General features: G+C 60.7%; 22 protein-coding genes and 3 tRNA genes. 12 read left to right on the plus strand and 13 right to left on the minus strand.

Annotated features, from left to right (window positions below):
* The 3 genes from AC5XE7_RS15340 to AC5XE7_RS15350 form a co-directional block, all read right to left on the minus strand.
* The coding region (locus tag AC5XE7_RS15340) for a GTP-binding protein (RefSeq protein WP_495366759.1) at positions 1-140 on the minus strand (140 nt) is incomplete at its 3' end.
* Between the two features lie 216 nt (positions 141-356).
* Positions 357-430, minus strand: a tRNA-Gly gene (locus AC5XE7_RS15345).
* 23 nt (positions 431-453) lie between these two features.
* A tRNA-Tyr gene (locus tag AC5XE7_RS15350) sits at positions 454-538 on the minus strand.
* Between the two features lie 187 nt (positions 539-725).
* On the opposite strand from AC5XE7_RS15350, the gene AC5XE7_RS15355 reads away from it, so the two are divergent.
* Positions 726-1,577 carry a TrmH family RNA methyltransferase gene (locus AC5XE7_RS15355; protein ID WP_495366691.1) on the plus strand — a complete coding sequence of 284 codons (852 nt, stop codon included), beginning with the start codon at positions 726-728 and terminating at the stop codon, positions 1,575-1,577.
* Between the two features lie 229 nt (positions 1,578-1,806).
* Here the strand turns inward: AC5XE7_RS15355 and AC5XE7_RS15360 are convergent, their stop codons facing one another.
* From AC5XE7_RS15360 to gcl, 3 genes are read right to left on the minus strand one after another with little or no spacing between them, the layout of a single operon-like run.
* Positions 1,807-2,742, minus strand: a complete 936-nt coding sequence (locus tag AC5XE7_RS15360) for a 2-hydroxy-3-oxopropionate reductase (RefSeq protein WP_495366760.1) — start codon at positions 2,740-2,742, stop codon at positions 1,807-1,809.
* Complete coding sequence (hyi, locus tag AC5XE7_RS15365; RefSeq protein ID WP_495366692.1) at positions 2,712-3,509, minus strand: hydroxypyruvate isomerase; 798 nt, start codon at positions 3,507-3,509, stop codon at positions 2,712-2,714. The genes AC5XE7_RS15360 and hyi overlap by 31 nt, the downstream gene beginning before the upstream one ends.
* 24 nt (positions 3,510-3,533) lie before the next feature.
* The gene (gene gcl, locus AC5XE7_RS15370) at positions 3,534-5,315 is read right to left on the minus strand and encodes a glyoxylate carboligase (protein ID WP_495366693.1); all 1,782 of its coding nucleotides are present in this window, start codon (positions 5,313-5,315) and stop codon (positions 3,534-3,536) included.
* Between the two features lie 201 nt (positions 5,316-5,516).
* Between gcl and bhcR the strand changes: the two genes are divergently transcribed.
* Positions 5,517-6,332 carry an HTH-type transcriptional regulator BhcR gene (gene bhcR, locus AC5XE7_RS15375; RefSeq protein WP_495366694.1) on the plus strand — a complete coding sequence of 272 codons (816 nt, stop codon included), beginning with the start codon at positions 5,517-5,519 and terminating at the stop codon, positions 6,330-6,332.
* 12 nt (positions 6,333-6,344) lie between these two features.
* Here bhcR and AC5XE7_RS15380 read toward each other — a convergent pair whose 3' ends face one another.
* A complete protein-coding gene (locus AC5XE7_RS15380; protein ID WP_280200463.1) occupies positions 6,345-6,512 on the minus strand; it encodes a hypothetical protein in 168 nt (55 codons plus the stop codon).
* A gap of 127 nt (positions 6,513-6,639) precedes the next feature.
* Here AC5XE7_RS15380 and AC5XE7_RS15385 point away from each other — a divergent pair.
* The 6 genes from AC5XE7_RS15385 (at position 6,640) to AC5XE7_RS15410 (ending at position 10,798) form a co-directional block, all read left to right on the plus strand.
* A tRNA-Thr gene (locus tag AC5XE7_RS15385) sits at positions 6,640-6,715 on the plus strand.
* A 329-nt stretch (positions 6,716-7,044) separates the two neighbouring features.
* Entirely contained in the window at positions 7,045-7,218 is a 174-nt protein-coding gene (locus AC5XE7_RS15390) for a TOBE domain-containing protein (RefSeq protein WP_495366695.1), read from the plus strand.
* Positions 7,215-8,090 carry an ABC transporter permease gene (locus AC5XE7_RS15395; protein WP_495366696.1) on the plus strand — a complete coding sequence of 292 codons (876 nt, stop codon included), beginning with the start codon at positions 7,215-7,217 and terminating at the stop codon, positions 8,088-8,090. The genes AC5XE7_RS15390 and AC5XE7_RS15395 overlap by 4 nt, the downstream gene beginning before the upstream one ends.
* Positions 8,090-8,884 (plus strand): ABC transporter permease, encoded by a 795-nt coding sequence (locus AC5XE7_RS15400; protein ID WP_495366697.1) that lies wholly within the window; start codon positions 8,090-8,092, stop codon positions 8,882-8,884. The genes AC5XE7_RS15395 and AC5XE7_RS15400 overlap by 1 nt, the downstream gene beginning before the upstream one ends.
* A 265-nt stretch (positions 8,885-9,149) precedes the next feature.
* A complete protein-coding gene (locus AC5XE7_RS15405) occupies positions 9,150-9,368 on the plus strand; it encodes a hypothetical protein (RefSeq protein WP_495366698.1) in 219 nt (72 codons plus the stop codon).
* A gap of 239 nt (positions 9,369-9,607) precedes the next feature.
* Positions 9,608-10,798: a GGDEF domain-containing protein gene (locus tag AC5XE7_RS15410; protein ID WP_495366699.1), complete on the plus strand. Its 1,191-nt coding sequence runs from the start codon at positions 9,608-9,610 to the stop codon at positions 10,796-10,798.
* Here the strand turns inward: AC5XE7_RS15410 and AC5XE7_RS15415 are convergent.
* On the minus strand, positions 10,795-11,223 hold the full coding sequence (locus AC5XE7_RS15415) for a hypothetical protein (protein ID WP_183829661.1): 429 nt from the start codon (positions 11,221-11,223) through the stop codon (positions 10,795-10,797). The two genes, AC5XE7_RS15410 and AC5XE7_RS15415, sit on opposite strands and share 4 nt — an antisense overlap.
* Positions 11,224-11,724: 501 nt before the next feature.
* On the opposite strand from AC5XE7_RS15415, the gene AC5XE7_RS15420 reads away from it, so the two are divergent.
* Together AC5XE7_RS15420 and AC5XE7_RS15425 are read left to right on the plus strand one after the other, a co-directional pair.
* The gene (locus AC5XE7_RS15420; RefSeq protein ID WP_495366761.1) at positions 11,725-12,498 is read left to right on the plus strand and encodes an NAD kinase; all 774 of its coding nucleotides are present in this window, start codon (positions 11,725-11,727) and stop codon (positions 12,496-12,498) included.
* A gap of 188 nt (positions 12,499-12,686) precedes the next feature.
* Positions 12,687-14,198 (plus strand): DEAD/DEAH box helicase, encoded by a 1,512-nt coding sequence (locus AC5XE7_RS15425; RefSeq protein WP_495366700.1) that lies wholly within the window; start codon positions 12,687-12,689, stop codon positions 14,196-14,198.
* A 75-nt stretch (positions 14,199-14,273) separates the two neighbouring features.
* Here AC5XE7_RS15425 and AC5XE7_RS15430 read toward each other — a convergent pair whose 3' ends face one another.
* The 4 genes from AC5XE7_RS15430 to AC5XE7_RS15445 all read right to left on the minus strand — a co-directional run bounded on the left by AC5XE7_RS15430 (position 14,274) and on the right by AC5XE7_RS15445 (position 18,351).
* Positions 14,274-14,873 carry an ABC-type transport auxiliary lipoprotein family protein gene (locus tag AC5XE7_RS15430; RefSeq protein ID WP_495366701.1) on the minus strand — a complete coding sequence of 200 codons (600 nt, stop codon included), beginning with the start codon at positions 14,871-14,873 and terminating at the stop codon, positions 14,274-14,276.
* A gap of 82 nt (positions 14,874-14,955) precedes the next feature.
* Positions 14,956-16,329, minus strand: a complete 1,374-nt coding sequence (locus AC5XE7_RS15435; RefSeq protein ID WP_495366702.1) for an MlaD family protein — start codon at positions 16,327-16,329, stop codon at positions 14,956-14,958.
* A 14-nt stretch (positions 16,330-16,343) separates the two neighbouring features.
* A complete protein-coding gene (locus AC5XE7_RS15440; RefSeq protein WP_287944912.1) occupies positions 16,344-17,162 on the minus strand; it encodes an ABC transporter ATP-binding protein in 819 nt (272 codons plus the stop codon).
* A gap of 1 nt (position 17,163) precedes the next feature.
* Positions 17,164-18,351 carry an ABC transporter permease gene (locus AC5XE7_RS15445; protein WP_495366703.1) on the minus strand — a complete coding sequence of 396 codons (1,188 nt, stop codon included), beginning with the start codon at positions 18,349-18,351 and terminating at the stop codon, positions 17,164-17,166.
* A gap of 78 nt (positions 18,352-18,429) precedes the next feature.
* Between AC5XE7_RS15445 and dgcA the strand changes: the two genes are divergently transcribed.
* Positions 18,430-19,413: an N-acetyl-D-Glu racemase DgcA gene (gene dgcA, locus AC5XE7_RS15450; protein ID WP_495366704.1), complete on the plus strand. Its 984-nt coding sequence runs from the start codon at positions 18,430-18,432 to the stop codon at positions 19,411-19,413.
* 4 nt (positions 19,414-19,417) lie between these two features.
* Here the strand turns inward: dgcA and AC5XE7_RS15455 are convergent, their stop codons facing one another.
* Complete coding sequence (locus AC5XE7_RS15455; RefSeq protein WP_183829636.1) at positions 19,418-20,239, minus strand: UDP-2,3-diacylglucosamine diphosphatase; 822 nt, start codon at positions 20,237-20,239, stop codon at positions 19,418-19,420.
* A 274-nt stretch (positions 20,240-20,513) separates the two neighbouring features.
* On the opposite strand from AC5XE7_RS15455, the gene AC5XE7_RS15460 reads away from it, so the two are divergent.
* Entirely contained in the window at positions 20,514-22,862 is a 2,349-nt protein-coding gene (locus AC5XE7_RS15460) for an NADP-dependent malic enzyme (protein ID WP_495366705.1), read from the plus strand.
* Positions 22,863-22,901: the final 39 nt, after the last annotated feature.

A 22,901-nucleotide genomic window follows, 5' to 3' on the forward strand; every position in this document is an offset into this window, starting at 1 on the left:
TTGTCAATCTGGTCATAAGCCTTGAAATCACCGAAATACTTCGTGATCGCAGCCGTCGTCGACGTCTTGCCATGGTCAACGTGACCAATCGTGCCAATGTTCACATGAGGCTTATTGCGCTCGAATTTACCTTTTGCCATAGTCTCTTTCCTTAGGCGCGTGGACCTTTGGTTCAGTCGGATGCGGGGCGATTAGCGAGAACGGCCGCAAAACACAAGTGTCTTTTGGCCAGCGACGGTGCAGCCATACACCCTGACATGCAACTGCGGGTGAATGACGCAGATATAGGCAGAAAATATTGCTGTTGTAAGGGGCTGGATGAACGAACCCGGCCCTGCGCTTCGCATTCAGAAAACTGGAGCGGGTGAAGGGAATCGAACCCTCGTATTCAGCTTGGAAGGCTGCTGCTCTACCATTGAGCTACACCCGCATTTCAGGTCTCCGGTGCGGCAGTGGTGGAGGAGGTTGGATTTGAACCAACGTAGGCTAAGCCAACGGATTTACAGTCCGTCCCCTTTAACCACTCGGGCACTCCTCCAGTCTGCCGACGGAGCCTGCTGCGAGGCACTTACAGATGCCGGAGCCCTGTCGATGCCCGCCATCAGCGAAGCGCCTTATGGCCGCAAGGCTGTTTTGTGTCAACCGCGCCGGAGACGTTTTCTCCGCAGTTTTTTCATGGCGTCGCCGCCATAGGCAAAAGCAGGCACTACAGCTATAGGACGAGCATGAGCGACATCAAGAAATCCGGCACCCCCAAAGACGCGCATTATGCAAGGCTGCGTCGAACCTTTCGTGACGAAAAGGCCGGCGGGCCACCCGCGCACAGGCCACGGCGCAAGGTCATGCCCGGCGACGGTCCCTCCGAAGGTCTCGTGCATCTCTATGGCTTGCACACGGTGCGCGCAGCCCTTGCCAATCCCGGACGCAAGGTGCGCTCCATGCTGGTCACGCGCAATGCGGCCGAGCGGCTGGAACTCGGCTCTGTGGATGGCCTTCCCTTCCCGGCCCGCATCGTCGAGCCGCGCGAGATCGACAAGATCACCGGATCCGACGCCGTCCATCAGGGCGTGCTGATCGAGGCCGAGCCGCTCAGGCCCAAGCGCCTCGACGCGCTGGGTGACACGAATCTTGTGCTTGTGCTGGATCAGGTGACGGATCCGCACAATGTCGGCGCAATTCTGCGTTCCGCCGTGGCCTTCGGCGCCGGCGCGCTCATCACGACCAATCGTCACAGCCCGACCGAATCCGGCGTGCTGGCCAAATCGGCATCCGGCGCGCTGGAACACATCGACCATATCGAGGTGCGCAATCTCGCCGACGCGCTGGAAACCCTGCATGGGGCCGGCTTCCAGACGATCGGTCTCGATTCGGATGGACCCGCCGAGCTGGAAAAGACCTTTTCGGCACAAAGGCTGGCGCTCGTTCTCGGCGCGGAAGGCAAGGGCCTGCGGCAGAAGACACGCGAGACGGTGAGTGCGCTGGCCCGGCTGGATATGCCCGGCGCCATCCGCTCGCTCAATGTCTCCAACGCCGCAGCCGTGGCTCTCTATGCGGCGGGGCGGTTTCTGAACGAATAGAGAGAACAGCAGGCGTTCAGACAAAGGCCGATTCCGCTGCTCCAGTCCCGAGTTTAGCGGGATCTATGCGATGTCAGTCGCTTGCGTCTGACTGCAAAATGCCCAAACGGGCGGCAAGGGGAACATCTTTTTGGGAACACGACCGTTCCCCTCCCCGCCCGCTGTTCGCACCGGCTGTTTGCCGGTTCGATTCGCGTGATCGTCTGGCCACTTTGTGCCGATTTGATCGTCAGGCTACGTCGTGGCCGGCCATCCGCTCCAGCGCGCGCACCAGCGCCGAATGATCCTCCTTGGCCCCGCCATTGGCGGCGCAGGAGTTGAAGAGCTGCTGCGCCGTTGAGGTGTTGGGCAGCGAGACGCCGAGCGAACGGGCCCCTTCGAGGGCCAGATTGAGGTCCTTCTGGTGCAGTTCGATGCGGAAGCCCGGGTCGAAGGTGCGCTTGATCATGCGTTCGCCATGTACTTCGAGGATGCGCGACGCCGCGAGCCCGCCCATCAGCGCCTGCCGCACCCGGGCAGGATCGGCTCCCGCCTTGGACGCAAACACCAGCGCCTCGGCCACCGCCTCAATGGTGAGCGCGACGACGATCTGGTTCGCTACCTTGGTCGTCTGCCCGACGCTATTGGGGCCGACCAGCGTGATGTTCTTGCCCATTTTCTCGAAAACGGGGCGCGCGCGCTCGAAAGCGTTCTCCTCGCCGCCGACCATGATGGTGAGCGATGCAGCCTTGGCGCCTACCTCCCCGCCCGAAACCGGCGCGTCCAGATAATCGCAGCCCAGAGCGTTGATCTTCTGCGCGAAGGTTTTGGTGGCGATCGGCGAAATAGACGACATGTCGATGACCAGCTTGCCCTTCGACAGGCCCGACGCCACGCCATCCTCGCCGAACAGCACCTCATCCACCTGCGGCGTATCCGGCACCATGGTGATGATGATGTCTGCGGCCTGTGCCACGGCGGCGTTGCCGGTCACGATCCTCAGGCCTTTGTCGACAAGGTCGGCAGGCGGCGGTGATCGATGGTCGGTGGTGATGACCGAATAGCCTGCATCCAGCAGATGCCCGGCCATGGGAGAGCCCATTATGCCCAGACCGATGAAACCGATGTTTTCCATTGTGGCGTCCTTTCGATTCGTCACGCTGCCGCGTCCGCCTTGCCGGCGAATTTCCCGAACCAGCCAAGTCCCGCTTCGGTGCCGGCTTTCGGCTTGTATTCGGCGCCGATCCAGCCCGCATAGCCAAGGCCGTCGATGACATCGTAGAGGAACGGGTAGTTGATCTCGCCCGTTCCAGGCTCATGGCGGCCAGGGTTGTCGGCAAGCTGGATATGGGCGATGCGCGGCAGGTTGGCCTCTATCGAGCGCGTCAGATCGCCCTCCATGATCTGCATGTGATAGATGTCATATTGCAGCCACAGGTTCTGCGATCCGACCTTTTCGATCAGATCGAGGGCCTGTTGCGTGCCGGTCAGGAAGAAGCCCGGAATGTCGCGGGTGTTGATCGGCTCGATCAGCAGGCGAATGCCAGCCTCGCCCAGCCTGTCGGCGGCAAATTTCAGGTTTTCGACGAACACCTCTTCAAGCTCTTCACGCGGCACACCGGCAGGCGCGATGCCGGCGAGGCAGTTCACTTGCCCGCAATCCAGAGCCCTCGCATAGGTGATGGCCTTGTCGACCCCGGCGCGGAACTCCTCGATCCGGTCCGGCAGGATGGCAATGCCGCGCTCCCCGGCGGCCCAGTCGCCGGATGGCACATTGAAGAGAACCTGTTTCAGTCCGTTCTTCTTCAGCCGTGCCGAAACTTCTTCGGCGGGATGGTCGTAAGGACCGAGATATTCCACACCGCGAAATCCGGCCCGGGCGGCGGCATCGAAGCGGTCGAGGAACTCATATTCCCCGAAAAGCATGGAAAGATTAGCTGAAAACCGTGGCATAGCTGAATTTCCTCACAAACTGAATCAGTCGAGCATGGCGATTGCGGTGGGCGCATCCTCATTGCGCTCGGCCAGTTCCTCGAACTCGGTGATGTTGTCGATCTCGGTGCCCATGGAGATATTGGTGACACGTTCGAGAATGAATTCCAGCACGACCGGAACCTGATGTTCCTTCATCAGCCGGCGCGCTTCGGCGAAGGCACCGGCGAACTCGTCCGGCCGGCGTACGCGCAGCGCCTTGCAGCCCATGGCTTCGGCAACGGCGACATGATCGACGCCATAGGCGACCTCCGCATGGCCGACGGTATTGATGTTCTCGAAAGCGAGGCTGACCTCGTAGTCCATCGCGAAACCGCGCTGTGCCTGCCGGATGAGGCCGAGATAGGCGTTGTTCACCACGACATGGATGTAGGGCAGCTTGTGCTGGGCGCCGACGGCCAGTTCCTCGATCATGAACTGGAAATCGTAATCGCCTGACAGGGCGACGATATTCGCATCCGGACGGGCGGCCCTCACACCGAGCGCCGCCGGCAATGTCCACCCCAGGGGACCGGCCTGCCCGCAATTGATCCAGTTGCGCGGCTTGTAGACATGCAGGAACTGCGCACCGGCGATCTGGCTGAGACCGATGGTGGTGACATAGGTGGTATCACGGCCGAAAGCCTTGTTCATTTCCTCGTAGATGCGCTGTGGCTTCAGCGGCACCTGCTCGAAATGGGTCTTGCGCTTCATCGTCTTCTTGCGCTGCTGGCACGCCTTCGCCCAGCCGGACCAGTCGCGCAGTTTTCCAGCCGTCTTCCATTCGGTCGCCACATCAAGCAGCATTTTCAGCGCCGCGCCGGCATCCGAGACGATGCCGAGATCCGGTGCGAAGACACGGCCGATCTGCGTCGGCTCGATGTCGACATGGATGAATTTCCTTCCCTTCGTATAGACGTCGACCGAGCCGGTATGACGATTGGCCCAGCGGTTGCCGATGCCGAACACGAAATCGGCCTCCAGCATGGTGGCGTTGCCGTAGCGGTGCGAGGTCTGGAGCCCGCACATACCGGCCATCAGCCGGTGATCGTCCGGAATGGCGCCCCAGCCCATCAGCGTCGGGATGACCGGAACCCCGGTGATCTCCGCGAATTCGATCAGCAGGTCGGACGCATCGGCATTGATGATGCCGCCTCCGGCCACGATCAGCGGCTTTTCCGCCTCGTTCAGCATGGCAAGCGCCTTCTCGGCCTGGGCGCGGGTCATGGCGGGCCTGAAAGCGGGCATCGGCTCATAGGCATCGATGTCGAAGTCTATTTCTGCCAGCTGGACATCCAGCGGCAGGTCGATCAGCACCGGGCCGGGCCGCGACGAGCGCATGAGATGGAACGCCTTTTGCAGCGCCATCGGCACCAGATAAGGCTCCATGACCGTGACAGCCCACTTGGTGACGGGCCCCGCGATGGCGGCAATGTCGACCGCCTGAAAGTCTTCCTTCGTCAGCCGGGCGCGAGGAGCCTGCCCGGTGATGCACAGGATGGGAATGGAATCGGCGGACGCGGAATAAAGCCCGGTGATCATGTCGGTTCCGGCCGGGCCGGACGTGCCGAGGCACAAGCCGATATTGCCGCTGGCAGCGCGCGTGTAGCCTTCCGCCATATGCGAGGCGCCCTCGACATGACGGGCAAGAATATGACGGATCGTTCCCCGTGCCTTCAGCGCGGAATAGAGCGGATTGATGGCTGCACCCGGCACCCCGAAGGCACAGGAAATCCCTTCCTTTTCAAGAACGAGAACAGCGGCATCGACGGCACGCATTCTGGCCATGGCGGCATCCTCCAGAGCAATTCTGATGATCAGAGGATGTCAGCACCTGACCTGTTTTTCAACTTTTTCAAAAAAGTTTTTCATTTATGATATTTTTCCATAACATACTGACAAACATAATCTTTTCATTTTTCATTTACTCGCTTATCAATTTCTTATAAAAAAGTTTTTCATTTTCATTGGAAATCGAAGGTGACCGCGATGGAACAAGCCGAAAAACGTCAGCGCGGCAGGCCACGCGCCTTCAGCCCCTCCCCGGATGCCGGGCCGGTGCAGTCTCTCGACCGGGCCTTGCGGATACTGGCGATCGTGGCACGGGCAAGCGGTCTTTCGCTGAGCGAGATCGCCGACCAGTCGGGCATTGCCGCGGCGACCGCCTATCGCATGCTCACCACCCTCGAATCCCATGGAATGGTGGAGTTCGACCGAACCGAACAATTGTGGTCGATAGGCGTCGAAACCTATCGCATGGGCTCCGCCTTTCTGCGCGGGCGCAAAATTGTCGACCGGGCGCGCGTGGTGATGCAGGACCTGATGGAGAAAACCGGAGAAACCGCCAATCTTGGGCTGGCAGAGGATGATTGCGTGGTGTTCGTCAGCCAGGTCGAGACGCATCAGGCCATCCGCGCCTTCTTCCGGCCCGGCACCCGCACCGCCTTTCATGCTTCCGGCATCGGCAAGGCCGTTCTCTCCCACATGGATCCGGAGCGAGTGGCTGTGCTCATCGACCGGCTGGGTCTGGAAACCTATACGGACCGCACCCTTGCGACCCTGCCCGAACTGATGCGGGATCTCGCCGAGGCAAGGATCCGCGGCTGGGCCGTGGACGACGAGGAACGCAATCTCGGCATGCGCTGCGTGGCGGCGGCCGTTTTCAACGAACATGGCGAGCCGGTGGGAGGGGTGTCCGTCTCAGGCCCCACGGTGCGGGTCACGCCGGAACGGCTGGCGCAGATCGGGCCGGTGGTTCGCGATGCGGCGGCGGAAGTAACAGCGATGATCGGCGGCAGGAACTGAGTTCCCTCCCCTTCAGCCCATTCCGCTGACGTGGCGCAGATAGAACGCAAGCGCGACAAAGCCGACCATGAAAGCGACGCCGGTCCAGTCTATGCTCATGCCACGCACCACCCGGATCGTATTGAGCACCAGCGCCCATGCGGCCAGCACAATCAAAGCGACGATGACAAATCTGAGCATCGGCTTTCCCCTGAATGGCTCTTGTTCCCCATGTAGGGAGCAGCAAGGGCTATTTCAGCATGCGAAACCGTGATCCGGCTCTGATTTGTCTTTACTGGCACGACAAATATGCTAACCGGAGCACGTTGCCCTTGTAGCTCAGCTGGTAGAGCAGCGGTTTTGTAAACCGAAGGTCGCGGGTTCGATCCCTGCCGGGGGCACCACCACCCATTTCAGGGTGTTGATTTTCCTTGTTAAATTGGATCATTTCGCCCCACCTTCTGCACCACTTCACATAGTGGGACAGTTTCTTCCATTTTTGTTTTTGTTGCCGGGTTCCATGAGGTGGCTCCTCCGCTAATCCCGGAGATACAAAAGCGGCAACGGCCATCCGATACGATTCCAATAATGCCTTCAACGCAGTGGAGCCGCCCGCGGGATCAGGGGTGGTTGTCGGCAAGGGAAATGAGGTGAGAAAATAGTTTCCCCCTCATTTTCGAATGGTGTGATGGGTCACGATGACACCGCGTAGCCGCCAGCATGTCAGGCAAAATTGCAACGGGTCACTTTCGTAGGCGACATGATCCAGTTCCATTTTGACGCCAATGGCGTCGGGCTCGTCGCCGAGCAATCCTCGACACAGGCGCATGACATTCGCGAACCCGGAACCGAGGCGACATTGTCGTGGGCTGTGTCGGATACCCGAATGTTCGGGAGGGCCGAATGAGTTCGGCGGCGGTCTCGAACAAGCCCGCAACCGGTGGACTTGGCGGCCAAACGGGCCTTGCATTGCTGTTTCCGATCGTGCTGGTGAACGTGATTGGTTTCATCATCCCGATGCTCAATCTCGCTCGCATGTCGTTCAATGAATATGTGCCCGGAGGCGGCATCCGTGAAGCCTTCATCCTCAGCAACTGGATCAAGGCGATCGCCGATCCGTTCAATCTGCAACTGATCGCCAACAGCGTCACGCTCGGCCTTGGCGTCACTCTGGCGACGCTCATCGTCAGCTACCCGATTGCGCTGTACATTCACTGGTCCAGCGGCCGGTGGCGCAGCTTGCTGATCTTCCTCGTGATTGCGCCACTGCTTACGTCGGCGGTCGTCCGCACCTATGGCTGGATAGCACTGCTGTCCAATGACGGGCCAATCATCCGCTCGATCAAGGCTCTCGGCGTCGAAAACCCGCCGCGGCTCCTGTTCAACGCAACAGGCGTCACGATTAGCCTGACGGAAATCCTGATGCCTTACATGATCCTGGCGCTCCTGGCCGGCTTCGGCAGACTGGATTCCCGCTTCGAAGAGGCGGCGCGTTCGCTCGGCGCGACACCAGCCCAGACGTTCCGCAGGATTATCCTGCCGCTCACATTGCCGGGCATCGCGCTCGGCTGGCTGCTCTGTTTCGTGCTCGCCATCTCGTCCTTCGTCACACCGAAACTGATGGGCGGTGGCCGTGTTTTTCTGTTGGCGACAGAGATCTATGATCAGGCGATCGTCACATTGAACTGGCCGGTTGCCGCGACGCTTTCGATCCTGGTGCTCATCCTGTTTGGCATATCCCTCGCCGTCTACACCCGATTGTTGAAGAGGCTCGATTGATGGATGGACATAATATCCCCTGGCCGCTGCGCGCTCTTGTGTTCGTTCTGATGCTGTTTTTGTTGGCGCCGGCGCTTCTGGTTTTCCCGATCTCGTTCAGCGGCGACCGCCTTCTCAGCTTTCCACCGAGCTCATGGTCGTTTCGCTGGTATCAATCCCTGTTGCAGAACGAACTCATCATCTCGTCATTTCTTACCAGCCTGTCCCTGGCGGTTGTCGTCACCATGTTGTCGCTGGCAATCGCGATTCCCGCAGTTTACGCAATCATCAGATTGAAGACGCCTGGCTCGGAGCTTCTATACAATCTGTTCACCGCGCCACTCCTGCTGCCGACCATCGTCCTGGGCCTGGCGATACTGATTATCTTCGCGACTATCGGCTTGCTTGGTACGTTCCACGGCATCGTGCTCGCGCATCTCGTCGTCACGCTGCCCTACGCCCTGCGCGTGCTCGCCGTGGCGCTGGGCAACGTCAATCTGGCCTGTGAGGAGGCCGCCGCCTCGCTGGGTGCAGGGCCGCTGACTGTCGTGCGGCGCGTCACACTGCCCATGATGATGCCCGGCATCATCGCAGCGACGGCGTTATGCTTCCTCGTCTCGTTTGACGAGTTGGTCATCACTCTGTTTCTGACGGGGCCGAAGCTGACGACACTGCCGACCGAATTGTTCCGCTACGTCGAGACAAGCGCTGACCCGACGGTCGCCTGCGTCTCGGTGTTGCTGTTCCTATTAACGCTGGCGATCATCATGATCATCGATCGAGCCATGGGACTGACCCAAACCTTCGTCCGCTAAGCCGGTTTGCTGTCGCCCCACCCGGGCAATCGGGGAGGCCACGGCCATGAGCACTTTGCGTGTTGACAGGCGGCTTCCGCCGGGAGCGGAATGAGGTCTCTGGTTGTCGTAGTCTCACACCCAGACGGGCATTGCTGCGGTTCGTTGTCTGGAGCTGAAGAATGGTCTTTGCGCAGAGCCATTCGCGCAACGAAGTCTGGATGAAGCGCCCGGCGTTTCCTTTGGTGCGCGGCGTATAGGGCCTTGTGCTCTTGTGACGGATGCCGTGATCGGCGAACGCCTTGCGGAAGAGATGGCTTTTGCAGGCCCCGCCGTTGTCGGTCATGACCCGCTCGATCGTGATCCCATCCGCCTCGAAGAGGCCGAGCGCCCGCTCAAGGAAGCCAGTTGCGCTCGCTTTTTTCTCATCGGGCAGAATCTCGGTACAGGCCAGCCGGAGGCGTCATCGATGGCAATCTGCAGCACCTCCCGTTCCAACCCCTGACCACAGGCGCGACGGTTGCTCTGACCATGCTGGTTTCCGGCGATGCGCTCCAACTTTTTGGAGTCGATGCGAATCAGTTCGCCTAGCTGCCCGACATGACCAAAGATTTCATGTCCGGACTTCGACCTGATGAAGTCGACCCCCTCGACGATAGCATCCGGCTGAATTTATGCCTGTTGTCGGATTGGTCATCTTTGTCACCTTATCATTGCTGGCAAAACAGCGACTGATTTGGGGCCATGGTTTCAGAATATTTGTTCGCCATTGTGGCAACGATGATGCTCTCGAACGGGCTGGTTCTGGCCATCATGTCCCGCGATCTGCCGGACAACCTGCGTCCTGCCGCCCACATGTGGCAGGCCGGAACATTTCTGATCGCGATAGGATGCGGGCTGTTCGCCATCGCGTCGGAACGACCGCCCCCGGTGCTGCTGGTCATTGTCAACACCGCCTTCCTGATCGGCCTGCTCGCCTACAATCAGGCTCTGGCCAAGTTCTACGATTTCAAAGCCTCGAACTGGCACTACCTGACGATAGCGGTGGGTGCTTTTTCAGTATTCTGGTTCTCGATGATAGAGGAAAATTTTCAGGCCAGAATCATCATCATCACGATAGCCTGGTGCTGGCTGATGCTCGCGAGCATCAGGATACTGGCGCGCCCACCCCGGGCGGATGACTCCATCAGCCGGCGGGTGCTTCTGGTCATATTCATGATCATGGCCGTGTTTACAGCGTTGCGCGCCAGCGTTTTCCTCTTCAGCCCCCTGCCTACGGACTTCAGCGTCACCACCGGCGCATCGACGGTAAATGTGGTGACTCCCATCTTCATGGCCGTTCTGCCTGTGCTGGGCACAACGTCATTCATCCTTCTGTGTTCAGACCGCATCCGCATGCAATGGGAGCATGCCGCCTCGACCGACTACCTGACCGGCCTGCCGAACCGGCGCACACTGACCCAACGTGCCGAACAGCTTTTCAACACGGCAGGACCGGCCGGAGCCGGACTGAGTGTCGCGATCTTCGATATCGACAGTTTCAAGAAGATCAACGACACCTATGGCCACGATGTCGGCGACAAGGCACTTCAGCATGTTGCCGATATTCTCAGCACACATGCCGGCAACCGAACCATGGTCGCCCGCTCCGGCGGCGAGGAGTTCGTCATGCTGCTCGATGGCTCGCCGGAACAGCGGCTGGAAGGCCTGAGAAAGGCGGTGGAGGACGCTCCGTGCAAAACGGACGGGAATGTCATGCAGCTGACGGTTTCCGTCGGCGTAGCGTCGCGCGGTCCATCCGACGCGGATTTTTCCGGACTGCTGCGCCGAGCCGACCGGGCGCTCTATGCTGCCAAGTCTCTTGGCCGGAACCGGGTCGAAGTCAGTGACCCGCAAGAGGATGGTTTAGCCGCAGCGGGGCAGCGAGCTGTCTAGGCCGGTGGCAATTCAAAAAGCCTGGAACCGTTACCCTGCAGTTGCTCGTAGCCGATTATGCGGAACCACCGCGTCACTTCCGGCTCACCAAGCCAGCTTCTTGAGCGGATCGGCATGTTTCCGGTCAGTTCCTGTATGCGCCTGATATGCTTTTTGCAGAATCTCACCGTTGAAGCAGTGAAGAAGCCTTCGCGCGCCGCAAAGGCGGTTTCCGCGACGTGATCGATTTCGTGCCAGGTAATGATGGCAACCACAGTGTCGTCATCGAGCAGCGCGTGAGCCCGCCCCTCTTTCAGATCCATCGTCAGGCTGTCCTGCGCACCTTCAACGGTCAGGCCAGCAGCAACATAGTCAGCGGACATGCGACCGGAAAGGTCGCGGAACACCGTTTCGAGATCGCCAATCGTGGCTGTACGTGCTCTCATTCCGTCTCCTTGTCGAAAAGTGGTATTATGGCGTCCCAAATGGGTGAGGCCAAGCAAACTCTGCCTCCATCCATTTCCGAATGCGCAAATCTGTTCCCGTTCGATGACGAAGGAATGACTACATCTGGCGCCGCGTCGGGCAGGCTACGCCTGTCCCCTCTCCGCAACTCACATCTGAAGGCTCCTGCCGGGAAACTCCTGAATCTGTGTTCCTGACCAGATGCGAGAAGGCCATGGCAAAAGCTGCCATGAAGAGAGCGATGATCAACATACGTGTGAACGGCAATTGGGAAGTCCCTGTCAGTCAGGCCCCCGCCTTTCATGCCGAAGCAGCATCGGCCGCTTCCGTTTAAGCCAGCTTAATGTGTGTACCCTTTCCGGTAAACCTGTCGGCCCGCAAGGCGGCGCTCCGGTCATCCGCTTTGCCAGCACCCGAAACCCATGTTAGGTCCACATTGCATTCTGATCGGGGGCCATCGCATTAAAATGAACACCAAGCCCATGACGAAGAAGCCATCCGCGCTGGCTTTCGTTTCCTCCGGCACTCCCGAAGCACTTGATGCCCTGGCTGCATTGTCAGCCGAATACGGGCAGGTTCCGGTCGAGCAGGCCGACATCATCGTGGCTCTGGGTGGTGATGGATTTCTCCTCCAGACGCTGCGCGAGACGATGGGAACCGGCAAGAAGGTCTACGGCATGAACCGTGGCACCATCGGCTTCCTGATGAACGAGTTCGCGCTTGACGCCCTGCCCGAGCGGATAGGCGCGGCCGTGGCCGAAACCATCCGCCCCCTTGAGATGGAGGCAACCACCATGGATGGCGAAACGGCAAAGGCCGTTGCCATCAACGAGGTGGCTTTGTGGCGGCAATCCTACCAGACCGCAAAGATCCGTATCTCGGTGGATGGCAAGGAGCGGCTGGAAGAACTCAGTTGCGATGGCGTGATGGTGGCGACGCCTGCCGGATCGACTGCCTACAATCTTTCTGCCCACGGTGCGATCCTGCCTCTGGATGCACCGCTTCTGGCGCTGACCCCCGTCAGTCCGTTCCGCCCGCGTGCCTGGCGTGGCGCCCTGCTCCCCAACCGCTCCGAAGTGCGGTTTGACATCCTTGAGCCCGGCAAGCGGCCGGTCAATGCCGCAGCGGACCACACCGAAGTCAAGAGCGTGCAATCCGTCACCGTGCGCCAGTCAAAAAAAGCGACGGCGACCCTGCTGTTCGACCCCAGCCATTCGTGGAACGAACGCATCCTGAAGGAACAATTCAGATATTGATGGTGAATCCGGTGCTATAATGCGCCGGGCACCACGCCAGACCCGGCAATTGCCGCGATTATGCTCTGTTTGTGTTGACAAGACGCGGGCTTGAGCCTATCGCGATGCACATTAATAGCGTGACCATATGGCATGCTGCAACGCAGACCGCCACGCGATCCGAACCAGCTCAAAGACAGCAAGCGAACTTGTCCTCAGACACCCAGACCGCTCAAGAAGCGTTGACATTCGCAGACCTCGGCCTTTCGCCGAAGGTTGTTTCCGCAGTCGCTGACGCCGGCTATACCCAGCCGACGCCAATTCAGGCAGGCGCCATTCCTCACGCCCTTGAAGGCAAGGACGTTCTGGGCATCGCCCAGACCGGCACTGGCAAGACCGCCTCTTTCGTGCTTCCCATGCTGACGCGGCTGGAAAAAGGCCGGGCCCGTGCGCGCATGCCGCGCACGCTCATCCTTGAGCCGACGCGCGAGCTCGCCGCGCAGGTCGAGGAAAACTTCGTCAAATACGGCAAGAACCACAAGCTCAACATTGCCCTGCTGATCGGCGGCGTTTCGTTCGACGAACAGGACAAGAAGCTCGAACGCGGCGCCGACGTGCTGATCGCCACGCCCGGACGCCTTCTGGACCATCGCGAGCGCGGCAAGCTGCTGCTCAACGGCGTCGAAATTCTCGTCATCGACGAGGCCGACCGCATGCTCGACATGGGATTCATTCCCGACATCGAGCGCATCTGCGAGATGATCCCTTTCACCCGCCAGACGCTTTTCTTCTCCGCGACGATGCCGCCCGAGATCACGAAGCTGACGGAGAAATTCCTTCACGCGCCTGTGCGGGTAGAGGTTGCGCGCGCCGCCAGTGCGGCAACCACCGTTACCCAGCGGCTGGTCAAGTCCATGTCCAAGCCGTGGGAAAAGCGCGACGTTCTGCGCAAGCTGATCAAGCAGGAAGAAGAAGGCCTCAAGAACGCAATCATCTTCTGCAACCGCAAGGTGGATGTGTCGGAGCTTTACAAGTCGCTCATGCGCCACGAATTCAGCGTCGGCGCGCTTCATGGCGACATGGATCAGCGCGCGCGCATGACCATGCTGACCAATTTCCGGGATGGAAAGCTGAAGCTGCTGGTCGCTTCGGACGTAGCCGCGCGCGGGCTCGACATTCCCGATGTCAGCCATGTCTTCAACTACGACGTTCCGATTCATTCGGAGGACTATGTCCACCGCATCGGCCGCACCGGCCGCGCCGGACGCCTCGGCAAGTCGTTCACCATCGCGACGCGCAACGATACGAAATACATCGATGCGATCGAGAAGCTGATCGGGCAGTCGATCGAATGGCACGATGGCGACCTGTCGACTGTGGAAGAGAGCGAGGGTGAAACCGATGCTCCCCGCCGCGGCAAGGGTGCCCCGCGCCGTGCCGGACGCAAGGATGAGGGTCGCGAGCGCAAGCCGCGCGGCGCGCGTCATGATGCAGGCGAGGCCGCCGCACCCAGGGCAGAAGCAGATCAGGAAGTGGTGGCGCAACCGGCACCGGCCCGAACAGCTGCGCCTGCGCGAAAGCAGCGTGACTGGTCCAATGACGGCAACAGGCCGCCGCGCGAAAATCGCAACTACCGGCGACGCGATGACGATGATGGCGACACTCCGGTGGGCTTCGGGGATGATGTCCCGGCCTTCATGCTGATTGAAGCCAAGGTCTGACTTTCAGGCGAACAATTACACAAAAGGGCGGCCTTATTGGCCGCCCTTCTTGTTTAGGAAAACCTTCGGTTTTGTTCAGAGAAGCTCCGCGCTCCAGACGACAATCTGCGCGGCCGCATCGCGGAAAGCGCGGTCGAGCGCTGCAACATAGGCCTGATTGCCGGTTCCCGAAACAGGCGCCACCGCGGTGAAGCTGCGGGCTGCCCGCACTTCTCCGGTCCGGTCGTTCAGCAAGCGCACGAAAAGCTCCACATTGGCCTTCTGGCTACCGGAGACGCGCACGTCGAAGGCGCGTATCTCGGCTATCACCTGATAGTCGATGGCGAGCCCCTCGCCCGGCCTGCCAACGCCCGCAAAGCGGCTGGAGCGCTGGAAAGTCTCTGCAAGCCGCGCCTGCACCATCAGTGGCAGGCGGTCCGCCCATTGGGCGCCCTTCAGATACTGTATCGATCCGTCGGACGGCTTGATGACGATGTTCTGGCCATCGAAGGCCTTGAGGGCAGACGGTTCCGCGATGAGGATCTGGCGGCGGCTGCGCCCCTCGGCGCTGACATTCGCCGCCGACAGTTCGAAGGTGTCGAGCGGAGCAGGTCCGCCACCCGGCAAGGCCGCGCAACCTGCCATGCCGCAGGCAAGAAGAAGGGCTGCGAGACGAAACTTCACGGAACTCAGCATACAACCTCCGCCCTCAAAGGCTCAGCTCCCGACAGAGCACGGCTGGCGCGGGAAACTCCAAGGAATTTGCGGTCACAGGCCATCAACGGCGAACCCTTCCGTCATATTGCCTGACCTCGCCATCGCCTCCCGACAGAATGCGCTGCGGATTGCGTTGCAGGTCGCTGACGGCCTGCTCGATACGATTGATCGAACGGCGGCTGTCATTGACCAGCGCCTCCACATTCTGAAGCCCCTTGCCGGAAAAACGTTCCAGATTTGCGGTGATGGTGCCGAGCCGCGCGTTCAGCGTATCGGCCACCTGCTTGAACGACTTCAGCGTCTCGCGCGCATCCGCCATCACGCCGTCCGCCTGATCCGAACCCAGCATGGTGTCCACCTTGGCCAGAATGCCGTCGACCCGCACGGAAGCGTTGTTGAGGCGTTCGGCCAGCTGCTGCGCGTCGGAAATCGCCTTGTCGATGTCATCGGCACGGTTGCTGAACTTCTCGGTCACCTGCGCCACGTCGGCCGCCGCCTTGTTGGCGTTCTCGCTGGCGGTGCGAATGTTTGCCAGCGCCTCGCGAACATCATCGGGATCGATGCCGTCCAGAACGCCGTCCACCTTGGCCAGCGTGCCCTGCGTGCGCGTGGCGAACTCATTGATGGATGCTACCGCCTTGTCCACGCCATCGATGACATCATCGAATTTTTCGCCCGACCTGCTGAGGTTGCGGGTGAAATCATCGACGTTCGACACGATCTGCTTCACGCGATCCTGATCGATCGAGTTCAGCAGTCCCTCGGCCGCTTTGAGTGTGCCGTCAAGCTTGCCCGAAACACCCTGCAACTCCTCCGACAGCGCACCGACGCTGGTCAGGAACTTGTCGATGGAATCGGCATTGTTGGCCAGCGCTTCGGAGAACTTCTGCGCATTCTGGACCGTCTGGGTCAGCGGTCCGCGCACATCGGTGGCGAAACCTTCCAGCTGCGAGACGACGCTTTCGGCGCGCGTGAATATGTCCTGCGCGGTCTGCAGCAGATTCGTGACCGCAGAGGGATTGGCCGTGATTTCGGCCACTGTGCCCGCGGCCTCCGCCTCGTCAAGCAGCTTCGGTTCGTTGCGGTTGGCGCCCTTCAGCTCGATATTCGCCTGGCCGGTAAGGCCCGCGAGGCCGATGTCAGCCTGGGTGGAACGGGTGATCGGGGTCAGCCGGTCGATTTCCGTGTCGGCGATGGCGACGCTCGGATTCTCCACATCGATATAGACGCGGCGCACGTCGCCAACCTTCACGCCATTGAACAGCACGAAGCTGCCGCGCCCGAGGCCCGAGGCCGAGCCCGGTATGCGCACACGCATCATCACGGTTTCGCCACGGTCGCCGATCGCCGCCGTCCAGTAGACGAAGCCGAATGCCGCCAGTATCGCAACCAGCGTGAAGATGCCGACGATGACGTAGTTGGCTCTTGTTTCCATTACACCACTTATCGCTATGTACGGGCCGAGAGATCAAGCTGACGGGCGCGTTTTCCGCGGAAATAGGACTTTACCCACGGTTCTTCGCTCTTGAGCATCTCTTCTATCGTACCTTCGACGATCACCCTTTTCTGGCCGAGGACTGCGATGCGATCACAGGCGGTAAACAGCGAATCGAGATCGTGGGTGACCATATAGACGGTCAGTCCCATCGTATCGCGCAGCTTTATGACAAGCTCGTCGAACTCGGCCGCACCGATCGGGTCCAGCCCCGAGGTCGGCTCATCGAGAAAAACGATATCGGGATCGAGCGCCAGTGCGCGCGCCAGCGCGGCGCGCTTGATCATGCCGCCCGACAGCTCAGAGGGAAACTTGTAGGCTGCATCCGGCGGTAGGCCGACCAGCTCGATCTTGAGCATGGCCAGTTCATCCATGAGCCTTGCCGGCAGATCGAGATATTCACGCATGGGAACCTGCACGTTTTCCAGCACCGTCAGGGCAGAAAACAAAGCCCCATGCTGGAACAACACGCCAAGCCGCATATCGATCCGAACTCTTTCGGCATCGCTCATCTTATCCACGTCCTCGCCGAAAAGGCGGATCGTGCCGGAGCGCTTGGGCGTGAGCCCGAGCACAGTGCGCAAAAGCACCGATTTTCCGGAGCCGGAAGCGCCGACGAAGCCCAGAATTTCGCCCCGCCTCACCTCAAGCGACAGGTTCTGCAAAACTGTCTTGGGTCCAAACGCCACCGTCACATCGGTAGCCGACAGGACCACGTCGCCCTGCCCGTCCGCGTCCGGTTCTGCGATAGAATGTTCGCTCACGCCTGCCATCTCAGAAATCGATCGCCGCGTAGAACATGGCGAAAAGTCCGTCGAGCACGATGACCACGAAAATCGCCTTCACGACCGAGGTTGTAACCTGCTTTCCGAGCGATTCCGCGCTGCCGCCGACCTTCATGCCCTCGACCGAGGCGATTGTGCCGATGATGATGGCCATGAAGGGCGCCTTGATCAAACCCGCAGCGATGGTGCTGACATCGATCGCAACCCGCAGCCGGTCGATAAAGGCGGCAGGCGGAATATCCGAATAAAGCCAGGCCGCAACGATGCCGCCGCCAAGGGCGGCGAAATTCGCGAGAATGGTCAGGCAAGGCAAGGCGATCACCAGCGCCACCAGACGGGGAAACACCAGAACCCCGATGGGATTGAGGCCGATGACCTTGAGGGCATCGACTTCCTCCCGCATCTTCATGGACCCGATCTCGGCCGTGATGGCACTGCCGGAGCGGCCGGCGATCATGATCGCGGTGAGCAGCACGCCAAGCTCGCGCAACACCAGCACGCCGACCAGATCGACGACGAATATGTCTGCCCCGAAATAGCTCAGCTGATAAGCGCCCTGCTGGGCGACGATGGCGCCGACGATCCCCGACATGAGAAACACGACGGGGATCGCCCCGACCCCCATGCGGTCGATCTGGTTGAAGATGGCGGCCGGATTGACGGCATGGCCGCGCCCGAGCTTCATCTGCGCGCCACGGATCGTGGCGCCGAGAATGTTCATTCCGGCGATGAAGTCGTCGCGCATGGAATACACGCCGCGGCCGACCAGCTCCAGGAACCGGATGATGATGTTGACTGGCGGCTCGGCTGCCGTTTCCGTCTGCCGCCGCGATATTTCGCCCACGGCTCCGAGCAGGATGCCGGCGACATCGCTTTGGCCCTCCACGCGAACCGGGCCGCCGCGCGATTCGCAGGCCACCACCAGACGGTCGATCAGCCAGGCGCCCGCGGTGTCCAGCTTGGCGATGCCGGAGAGATCGACGGTCAGCGGGCTGCCGGCGGCGCGTTTGGCGACATCGCGCATCTGCGCATCGACATGGGCCACGGTCAGCGTCGTCCAGACGCCGGAAAGAGCGCAGACAAGGCTACCGTCGCGCTCGCTCAGATGCACACGCGGGGTTTGCGTGTCATCTCCTGATTTTGCCGCGCTTGCGCCGCGTTTGCCGATGGTCAACATGGTGTCCTGTTTAACCTGACGTGGCCGGCCTGTCGAACGGCAGATGGCCGCCACATGGCGAACCGGAGAAAGAAAGATATGGCGCGTGTCATTTCCGTCGAGGTCGAAAAATTCCCGATCGCGGGAAGCTTCACCATCTCGCGGGGGTCCAAGACCGAAGCGGAGGTGGTGACGTGCATCCTGCGCGACGGGACCAATAGCGGACGCGGCGAATGCGTGCCTTACGCTCGCTATGGCGAAAGCGTCGAAGGGGTACGCGCAGCGATAGAAGCGATGGCGGAGAGAATCTCTGCCGGCCTCGACCGCCAGTCGCTGCTCGATTCGATGCCAGCGGGTGCGGCCCGCAATGCCGTGGATTGCGCGCTATGGGATCTGGAGGCCAAGGCTTCTGGAAAAACCGTCCGCAGCCTGATCGCGCCGGATGCCGGCTCGCTTGAAACCGCATACACGCTCTCCCTTGCCACCCCGGATGAAATGGCCAGGCAGGCAAGCCTCAACGCCGGGCGCCCGCTGCTCAAGGTCAAGATCGGCGGAGGCGGAGACGACATCGCACGCATCCGTGCCGTGCGTGAGGCAGCCCCTTGTAGCCGACTCATCATCGACGCCAATGAAGGCTGGACCGACGAGAACGTGGAACGCAACCTTACCGCTGCGGCGGAACTGGGCGTCGCGCTGGTCGAGCAGCCCCTGCCGGCAGGCAGGGATGAAGTCCTGCGGCGGATAGCTCACCCGGTTGCGATCTGCGCCGATGAGAGCGTGCATCAGGCCGCCGATCTCGATGCGCTTGCCGGGCTTTACGATGCGGTCAACATCAAGCTCGACAAGGCCGGCGGGCTGACGGCAGCGCTTCTCCTGCGCGACAGGGCGCGCGCGCTCGGCATGAAGGTCATGGTCGGCTGCATGGTCGGCACATCGCTTGCCATGGCACCCGCCGTGCTTCTGGCGCAGGGCGCGGATTTCGTCGATCTCGACGGGCCGCTGCTGCTTGCCCGCGACCGCGATCCGGGCCTTCTCTATGAGGGGTCGACGGTCTTCCCGCCTGAGCCCGGGCTCTGGGGCTGAATCCTCAGGCGGCTTCCGTCAGGCGGGCATCGATGCGGATCGGCACCAGCACATCGCCCGATGGCGGTGCTTCGATCTGCACATGCGACCAGCGCAGGATTTCCATCTGGCCATCGAAATGCTCGACAACCGCCGTACAGCTCTCAACCCAGTCGCCTGTGTTAATGTATTCGACGTCGCTGGTCTTTTCGATAACCGCATGATGGATGTGGCCGCAGATTACCCCTTCAACCCCGCAGCGCTTTGCTTCGTCGGCAAGCACTTTCTGGAAGGAGCCGATAAAGTTCACAGCCTTCTTGACCCGAAGCTTGGCCCAGGATGAAAAGGACCAGTATTCGAGGCCCATCATATGCCGCAGCCGCGCGATCGCCCGGTTTGCCAGCATGGCAGCGTCATAGGCATGGTCGCCGAGATAGGCGAGCCAGCGCGCATTATGCACGACGGTATCGAACTGGTCACCATGAATGACGAGATAGCGCCTGCCGTCGGCGGCTTCATGGATGACGCTGTCGGCCACGACGATGCCGCCGAAATGCACGCCCTGGAACTGCCGCGCGAACTCGTCATGATTGCCGGCTATGTAGGTGATGCTGGCACCCTTGCGCGCCTTGCGCAGTATCTTCTGCACCACATCATTGTGCGCCTGCGGCCAGTGCCAGCTGCGGCGCAGCCGCCAGCCATCGACGATATCGCCGACCAGATAGATGTTGTCCGCATCGTGATGACGCAGAAAGTCTATCAGAAACTCGGCCTTCGCGGCTTTCGAGCCCAGATGAAGGTCCGAAATGAAAATCGTGCGGAAACGACGAGGCTGCTGACCCGGCATTGGCAATCCCACCTTTCGTGGCCCTGCTATGCCTTGATTCATACAACAAACATGTGACGCTCATTCACAAACGGTCTTCATTCGCAAGAATAAAATCCAAAATCAGCCTTGCCTCGCAATTGCCACGGTGCGTGCTAAAAGACCATTGTACGCTTCCGGAGCGTTGCCGCTTTTCCAGGCATCGCTGCAACGCTCCAACTCTTTATTTTCATGCAGATCCGATCGCGGAACCGGTTTCGTTTCCTGCCCGGATTGATTCAGGGGGTCCGCTTTGATGGATAACGGCAACGGCAAGAGAACACGCTCCGACATCGAGGAGGCAGCGCTGTTCTTCCACCAGTATCCGGTGCCGGGAAAGCTTGAGATACAGGCGACAAAGGCTTTGGGGAATCAGCGAGATCTGGCGCTTGCCTATTCGCCGGGCGTTGCGGCGCCCTGCCTTGAAATTCAGGAAGACCCCGAATCGGCAGCCCTCTACACCACCCGCGCGAATCTCGTGGGTGTGGTCTCCAACGGAACCGCCGTTCTCGGTCTCGGCAATATCGGCCCGCTTGCCTCCAAGCCGGTCATGGAAGGCAAGGCGGTTCTTTTCAAGAAATTCGCGGGCATCGACGTCTTCGACATCGAGATCGATGCGCCGGAAATCGACCAGATGGTGAGCACGATCTCGGCGCTGGAGCCGACCTTCGGCGGCATCAATCTTGAAGATATCAAGGCGCCCGAATGCTTCGAGGTCGAAGAGCAGCTCAAGGCGCGTATAAACATTCCGGTTTTCCATGACGACCAGCATGGAACGGCGATCATCGTTGCTGCCGCGATCCTCAATGGGTTGGAAATCGCCGAAAAGAAGATCGAGGACGTCAAGATCGTGACCTCGGGCGCGGGCGCGGCTGCGCTTGCCTGCCTCAACCTTTTGGTTTCGCTCGGCGCGAAAATCGAGAACATCTGGGTCACGGACCGTTTCGGCGTCGCCTACAAGGGCCGCACTGAGGAAATGGACCGCTGGAAGGACCCTTACGTCAAGGACACCAAGGCCCGCAAGCTGGGCGACGTCATCCGTGGCGCCGACGTGTTCCTCGGCCTCTCCGCGGCGGGCGTCCTGACGCCCGACCTGCTCAAGATGATGTCTGAGAAGCCTCTTGTGCTGGCGCTGGCCAACCCCTCGCCGGAAATCATGCCGGAGGTTGCCCGCGATGCCCGCCCGGATGCGATGATCTGCACTGGCCGTTCCGATTATCCCAATCAGGTCAACAACGTATTGTGTTTTCCTTACATATTCCGTGGCGCCCTGGATTGCGGCGCCAGGGCCATCAACGAAGACATGAAGATGGCTGCTGTGCGCGCCATAGCCGGCCTTGCCCGCGAGGAACCTTCCGATGTCGCCGCCCGCGCCTATTCGGGAGAAACGCCGATGTTCGGCCCGGACTTCCTCATCCCGTCGCCTTTCGACCCGCGCCTTATCCTGCGCATTGCTCCGGCAGTGGCCAGAGCTGCCGGTGAAACGGGTGTGGCCACCCGTCCGATCACCGATTTTCCCGCCTATATCGACAAGCTCAACCGCTTCGTGTTCCGTTCGGGTCTCGTCATGAAGCCGGTGTTCACCGCTGCGCGGTCATCGGCGAAGAACCGCATCGTCTACGCCGATGGCGAGGACGAGCGCGTTCTGCGCGCGACTCAGGTGGTGATCGAGGAAGGAATCGCAAAGCCGATCCTGATCGGCAGACCGCATGTCATCGATGTGCGGCTGCGTCGCTATGGGTTGCGCATCCGCCCCGGCGAGGATTTCGAACTGATCAACCCTGAAGACGATCCTCGTTATCGCCACTATGTTGACCTGCTGATCGACATCGCCGGCCGGCGCGGTGTGACGCAGGAAGCCGCGCGCACCATGGTGCGCACCGACAACACGGTGATCGCCGCGCTCGCCCTGCAGCGCGGCGATGGCGACGCCATGCTGTGCGGTCTTGAAGGCCGTTTCGGAAAGCATCTGCGCAATGTGTCGCTCATCATCGGCCCGCGTCCGGGCATACGCGACCGCGATCTGTCGACGCTGTCGATGCTGATCACCCAGCGCGGGCCCCTCTTCTTCACGGATACGTTCGTGACAGTGGACCCATCCGCCGAGGAAATCGCCGAAATGACGGTTCTGGCAGCAGAGGAAATCCGGCGATTCGGCATCGAGCCGAAAGCAGCGCTCCTGTCGCATTCGGATTTCGGCTCGCGCGATACGCCCGGTGCGGAGAAAATGCGGCGCGCCGCCGAGATCATCCGCGAGATCGCTCCCGACCTCGAATGCGACGGCGAGATGAACGCGGACTCCGCCCTGTCGCCAATACTGCGCCAGCGCGTCTATCCGCATTCGCGCCTCAAGGGCGAAGCCAACCTGCTGGTGTTCCCTAACCTGGATGCTGCCAACATCGCGATGGCGACCGTCAAGCAGATGATGGATGCCCTCCATGTCGGGCCGATCCTGCTGGGTGCCGCCATGCCCGCGCATATCCTCACGCCTTCGGTCACGTCGCGCGGCGTGGTCAACATGACAGCGCTTGCCGTCGTCGAGGCCACGCAAAGGTCGCAAGCCTCCGTCGACATGGATGCGCTGCTCGCTGCCGCCTCGGAATAGCGAAAGGCGGAATTAACCGGCAACCGCTACTCTGCCCGC

Source organism: Aquamicrobium sp. YD-1-mutant5 (assembly GCF_059509755.1).

Excerpts from the sequence above, each read along its gene's own strand:
- AC5XE7_RS15410 (WP_495366699.1), top strand. The coding sequence starts at position 9,608 with ATGGTTTCAGAATATTTGTTCGCCATTGTGGCAACGATGATGCTCTCG.
- AC5XE7_RS15440 (WP_287944912.1), bottom strand. The coding sequence starts at position 17,162 with ATGGCAGGCGTGAGCGAACATTCTATCGCAGAACCGGACGCGGACGGG.
- AC5XE7_RS15355 (WP_495366691.1), top strand. The coding sequence starts at position 726 with ATGAGCGACATCAAGAAATCCGGCACCCCCAAAGACGCGCATTATGCA.
- gcl (WP_495366693.1), bottom strand. The coding sequence starts at position 5,315 with ATGGCCAGAATGCGTGCCGTCGATGCCGCTGTTCTCGTTCTTGAAAAG.
- AC5XE7_RS15380 (WP_280200463.1), bottom strand. The coding sequence starts at position 6,512 with ATGCTCAGATTTGTCATCGTCGCTTTGATTGTGCTGGCCGCATGGGCG.
- AC5XE7_RS15455 (WP_183829636.1), bottom strand. The coding sequence starts at position 20,239 with ATGCCGGGTCAGCAGCCTCGTCGTTTCCGCACGATTTTCATTTCGGAC.
- hyi (WP_495366692.1), bottom strand. The coding sequence starts at position 3,509 with ATGCCACGGTTTTCAGCTAATCTTTCCATGCTTTTCGGGGAATATGAG.
- AC5XE7_RS15415 (WP_183829661.1), bottom strand. The coding sequence starts at position 11,223 with ATGAGAGCACGTACAGCCACGATTGGCGATCTCGAAACGGTGTTCCGC.
- AC5XE7_RS15445 (WP_495366703.1), bottom strand. The coding sequence starts at position 18,351 with ATGTTGACCATCGGCAAACGCGGCGCAAGCGCGGCAAAATCAGGAGAT.
- AC5XE7_RS15460 (WP_495366705.1), top strand. The coding sequence starts at position 20,514 with ATGGATAACGGCAACGGCAAGAGAACACGCTCCGACATCGAGGAGGCA.
- AC5XE7_RS15420 (WP_495366761.1), top strand. The coding sequence starts at position 11,725 with ATGACGAAGAAGCCATCCGCGCTGGCTTTCGTTTCCTCCGGCACTCCC.
- bhcR (WP_495366694.1), top strand. The coding sequence starts at position 5,517 with ATGGAACAAGCCGAAAAACGTCAGCGCGGCAGGCCACGCGCCTTCAGC.
- AC5XE7_RS15400 (WP_495366697.1), top strand. The coding sequence starts at position 8,090 with ATGGATGGACATAATATCCCCTGGCCGCTGCGCGCTCTTGTGTTCGTT.
- dgcA (WP_495366704.1), top strand. The coding sequence starts at position 18,430 with ATGGCGCGTGTCATTTCCGTCGAGGTCGAAAAATTCCCGATCGCGGGA.
- AC5XE7_RS15430 (WP_495366701.1), bottom strand. The coding sequence starts at position 14,873 with ATGCTGAGTTCCGTGAAGTTTCGTCTCGCAGCCCTTCTTCTTGCCTGC.
- AC5XE7_RS15395 (WP_495366696.1), top strand. The coding sequence starts at position 7,215 with ATGAGTTCGGCGGCGGTCTCGAACAAGCCCGCAACCGGTGGACTTGGC.
- AC5XE7_RS15435 (WP_495366702.1), bottom strand. The coding sequence starts at position 16,329 with ATGGAAACAAGAGCCAACTACGTCATCGTCGGCATCTTCACGCTGGTT.